5 protein-coding genes and 1 pseudogene are annotated in these 4,289 nt (G+C 28.7%); 1 reads left to right on the top strand and 5 read right to left on the bottom strand.

Translation table 11 applies throughout. The features are described 5' to 3' along the window. Positions 1-313 precede the first annotated feature (313 nt). The 3 genes and pseudogenes from COL3_RS24795 to COL3_RS24805 form a co-directional block, all read right to left on the bottom strand. Positions 314-514 (bottom strand): hypothetical protein, encoded by a 201-nt coding sequence (locus tag COL3_RS24795; RefSeq protein WP_008422406.1) that lies wholly within the window; start codon positions 512-514, stop codon positions 314-316. 101 nt (positions 515-615) lie between these two features. Continuing rightward, positions 616-741: pseudogene (locus COL3_RS24800) on the bottom strand (DUF3990 domain-containing protein); the annotation flags it as partial. Between the two features lie 152 nt (positions 742-893). Continuing rightward, the gene (locus COL3_RS24805; protein WP_008422401.1) at positions 894-1,904 is read right to left on the bottom strand and encodes a zinc-binding dehydrogenase; all 1,011 of its coding nucleotides are present in this window, start codon (positions 1,902-1,904) and stop codon (positions 894-896) included. 123 nt (positions 1,905-2,027) lie between these two features. Here COL3_RS24805 and COL3_RS24810 point away from each other — a divergent pair, with 123 nt between their 5' ends. Beyond that, positions 2,028-2,591 carry a TetR-like C-terminal domain-containing protein gene (locus COL3_RS24810; protein ID WP_008422400.1) on the top strand — a complete coding sequence of 188 codons (564 nt, stop codon included), beginning with the start codon at positions 2,028-2,030 and terminating at the stop codon, positions 2,589-2,591. A 331-nt stretch (positions 2,592-2,922) separates the two neighbouring features. Here the strand turns inward: COL3_RS24810 and COL3_RS24815 are convergent, their stop codons facing one another. Both COL3_RS24815 and COL3_RS24820 read right to left on the bottom strand, forming a co-directional pair. Beyond that, positions 2,923-3,339: a hypothetical protein gene (locus COL3_RS24815; RefSeq protein ID WP_008422398.1), complete on the bottom strand. Its 417-nt coding sequence runs from the start codon at positions 3,337-3,339 to the stop codon at positions 2,923-2,925. A 380-nt stretch (positions 3,340-3,719) separates the two neighbouring features. Next, the gene (locus COL3_RS24820) at positions 3,720-3,962 is read right to left on the bottom strand and encodes a hypothetical protein (RefSeq protein WP_008422396.1); all 243 of its coding nucleotides are present in this window, start codon (positions 3,960-3,962) and stop codon (positions 3,720-3,722) included. Between the last annotated feature and the right edge of the window lie 327 nt (positions 3,963-4,289).

The following is a 4,289-nucleotide window of genomic DNA, read 5'->3' on the forward strand; positions in this document are numbered from 1 at the left end:
TTAGCTAAGAAATCTGGTGCTCAAGTTGCTCAAAGACAAGTTACTAAGTTTGAAATGGCTTAGTTTTATGAAAAAATAGAAGCTTATGGACAAGCTTCTATTTTTTTATACTTCTTATAAATAACTAGCCTGATTTAGGCTTATATAATTATTTATTTTCCCATTCCCTAAACAATTCATCAACTATAAATTCAGAACTTTCAGCCCATAAAACAGATTCGGTATTTATAAATTTTTATCATTTTCAGTACTATTCATCTGCTTATTCCTCCATAATGAATTGATTATATATCATCTTTATTTCTATTATCCATTAATTTATGCATCTATATGCTATACTTGCAGCACTTTGCGTATATAACCCTGTATTTTTTTGATAAAGCATTTTACATATAGGCGATGTGTAAAATAATTTCATTGATTCATACTTACTTATAGATTTTAGGTTGCTTATATTTTCAATAATATCATCAACAAGCATAACCATAATTTCATCATATTCATTCATTTTCATATTATTTTACTACCTCCATACCAACATATTTTAAACATTTCTCAATAACTTCTTGATTGTTAATACATACTTGATTATTAGGCATTAGTGCATTTTCTAATGGCCCACTTTTCTGCTTGCTCTTTAAATGTGGTTGTATAAAATCCAAACCCAAAGTCTAGCGCCCTGTTAGATTGTATTATTTTAGGTTCCTTTATATCAATATTAGACCCATGATAAACTATCATATTTCTAACTCCTCACCTTTTAATAATTGAATAATTTCTTTAATTTGTTATTCAATTTTATAATATCATTTAAATATATCTCCAATGCCTGTACCCAAATTTACGAATTTGAATTTACAAATTTGGCTTAATATAGACAACTGTTTAAAATCTTAGTATTTAATAACCACATTTAGCGCATTATTTACATCTCCCGCAGTCTCAATGGCATGTGGAAGTTGTTCCAATGGGAATTCATGAGTTATGATGGATTTAATATCCCATTTACCACTTTCCATAATAGTCATAACATCCTTCACATCTTCTGGCTTATATCCACCACTGCCAATTAATGCATGTTGAGCGAAAGTTAAAGCCAGAATATCTACTGGTCTTTTGCCTGCCAGAACTGCAACAACTACTATTCTACATTCAAACTTGCCAATCTCTTGATATAGATCTAGGATAGAGGCAGCACCAGCTGCGTCAATATAGATATCTACATCTGCTGTAGCTCCATTCAAGGAAGAGGCCTCACCAAAGTATTTCATCGCTTTAGATTTCAAATCTTCTCTACCATTATTACAAATCTCCATACCAAGCCCCTTTGCTTTTTCTAATCTCAAATCAGAAAAGTCACATACCATCACCTTGTTACACCCAAAATATTTTAATGCAATTGCTGTTGCTATACCTATAGTTCCAGCTCCAAATATAATCGCATTTTCTCCCTGCTTTGGATTTGCTCTGCGTGCTGCACGGCATCCTATTGTAAACGGCTCAATTAAACTGGCTTCTTTTGAAGATATTTTATTACTTATCACATATACTTGTTTATTTAACTCTGCATTTGGAATTAACATGTATTCTGAAAATCCGCCTATAGTACCAGCACGCTTAGGATCACCCTTAGCAAGAAGAGGATATGGATATACTCTATCACCTACTTTGATATCTTTCACATTTTTACCCACTTGCAATACTTCCGAAACCATTTCGTGACCAAACTCGCCGCCAACAGTAATTTTATGCCCAGTACCTGGACCATGGAAATAAACTGCTACATCTGTACCACAAATACTTGAATATATATTCTTAACAACAATATCATTGTCTCCAGCTGATGGCATTTCCATCTCTATTAATCCAATATTTTTCTGACCATTATAAATAGCTGCTCTCATTATTAACATCTCCTTTATTTCAACACTTGTTTCATTAATGTAAATATAGTATATTATGATCAACAACGAGACACAACCATCATTATCACTACATGTGTTGGAATAATAAATAGGAGAACAAAAATGAACAAAAGAAATAATGAGAGATTTCAAAATACAGAACTAAAAATACAGCAAACTTTATTGGATTTATTAGAAAATAAAGATTTCAGTAAAATTACTGTTCGAGAAATATGCACCTCAGCTCACATCAACCGCTCAACATTTTATTCACATTATTTAGATGCCTATGATTTAATAGACAAAACAGAACTCAATATGCATAAAAAACTTGTGTCTCTATATGTAGGTACAGGGATTTCAAAAACAAATTTTCTCAGCACTAAATATATTACTATATTTTTAAATTTTATATATGAGTACAGAAACTTTTACCGTGTACGCCTGCAAACTCGTAAAAGTTTTCCTATCGAACAAGGCTTTGAACCATTGTTAAGCGAAATTGTTAAACCCTATTGTCAAAAGAAAGGCTTTAAATCCGAAGATGAAATGATGTACTTCTTTGTCTATCTTCAAGCTGGCTTCACAATGATGATAAAGCGCTGGGTAGATAATGATTTCAATGAATCACCAGAAGAACTTTCAGAAATCATTTTAAAGTGTATTTCTAATGGATTTAACCTTTAATAATTTAGCTAATTCAAGATGAATAAATTAAATTTAGAATTATTCATCTTAATTAATTTATATTAAAAATTTACTATTTATATAAAATGATATAAATTTCGTTCTTGATTATGCATTGTTATAAATATCAAATTATTCAATTTTCAAAGAACATTTCTTAATTAATTGCTACGTACCTTCTACATGTTATGCACATTATTAGCCTAATGGATATTTGGATAATTATGATATTAAATTTATGATAATATTTCTTCAGTATCTTAGAAATACAATATTACCTGGTTTCATCGACCAAAGATTTTTTTGATCCAAGACTTCTTTTCTTTAACTCTTAATTTATAAATCTGCCCTCTTCAAAATTTTTTGTACCTTCAATATCATTTTTTATAATTTGATAAAAATGCCAAACATTATCCTCAGGACCACTTGTAATTCTTCTATAAACTTTTGAAAGTAGGAATAAATCTTGATCTTTTACTTTTAATGCTGGTCCATTTTTAATTGCAAAATTACTTTCATCTTTCCATTCTCCACCCCAATTAATCTTAATAACCTGACCAATATATCCTGAAAATACCTTAGCAAATTTTAATACTAAATCTTCAGATGGATTATCAATCTCTATAGTTTTATTTAATCTATCTAGAATTTTTTCAACATCTTTAATACTATCTTCAGAAAAATCAAGTTTAATTTTAAAATTCCGTTCTGCAGTATCAGCAGCATCTAAAGCATATCCGATAAACATCAACTCAAGTGTATCTACTTCTTCACCTTTGTCAAACTTTTCTTTATTTAAATTATATTCACTTACTAATTGTTTATAAATATAGTTAATCTTATACAGTTATGTCTCCTATGACACTCTTGTGTAAGTTATTTACTACTTCTACTTCCCATTATGGACATTATAAGAATCTTAATTTTAATCCCTATTTACTTTCTACAAAACAATAATAATACGCTATATTTTTCATAAATAGCATATCCTTATTATACTATAAAATTTTATTTCTTTACCTATATTTCCCTTAATAATCTTTCTTTAAATTACAAAATGTACATGCTTAAAAACCAAGGTCACATAAACCTTGGTTTTTCTTTACAATGTGTCTTATTAATGTTGTTTTATTCAAAAGAAAAGCTATTTACAACCTCTGTTGTCTTATTAATATAATCTTCAGTCACATTATCAATTCCATCACAAATATATTTTAGAGAACAACCCTCACATTTATTTAGTATCCCATCCTCTAACAAAGAACAAGATAGCTCATCATCAAATGTTGAATTTCTAATAGCCAAAGCTATCTGCTTTTTATCAAACACTTCCTTATCTTCTGCGCTAATCTTAATTTCATTTCTAATCATTTTTAAGTACCTCCACAATTTTTTTACAGCTACAAATTTTATAAGCTGCTACTATGGATATATGTCTTAACTTTAAAAATCACATTAAAATTACAATTAAATTTATATAATTATTCCCTAATCCCGCATTTTATAAGTAAATTCGTATATTCTTAAGTTCTTAAATTCTAAAGAATATATATTCTTATGTCCTAAAATTCTAAGAACTTTAGAATTTACATAAAATCATCATATATCCTTTATAGAGAATACATAAACGTACTGGAGGATATAATTTATGGCTAGGAAAAAAACATCTAATATAATAAAAAATGATTTTGAATATGA

Origin of the sequence: Clostridium sp. LS, from assembly GCF_002760435.1 — a bacterium.
In the GTDB taxonomy this organism is placed as follows: domain Bacteria; phylum Bacillota; class Clostridia; order Clostridiales; family Clostridiaceae; genus Clostridium.

Excerpts from the sequence above, each read along its gene's own strand:
- COL3_RS24820 (WP_008422396.1), bottom strand. The coding sequence starts at position 3,962 with ATGATTAGAAATGAAATTAAGATTAGCGCAGAAGATAAGGAAGTGTTT.
- COL3_RS24795 (WP_008422406.1), bottom strand. The coding sequence starts at position 514 with ATGAAAATGAATGAATATGATGAAATTATGGTTATGCTTGTTGATGAT.
- COL3_RS24805 (WP_008422401.1), bottom strand. The coding sequence starts at position 1,904 with ATGAGAGCAGCTATTTATAATGGTCAGAAAAATATTGGATTAATAGAG.
- COL3_RS24810 (WP_008422400.1), top strand. The coding sequence starts at position 2,028 with ATGAACAAAAGAAATAATGAGAGATTTCAAAATACAGAACTAAAAATA.
- COL3_RS24815 (WP_008422398.1), bottom strand. The coding sequence starts at position 3,339 with ATGTTTATCGGATATGCTTTAGATGCTGCTGATACTGCAGAACGGAAT.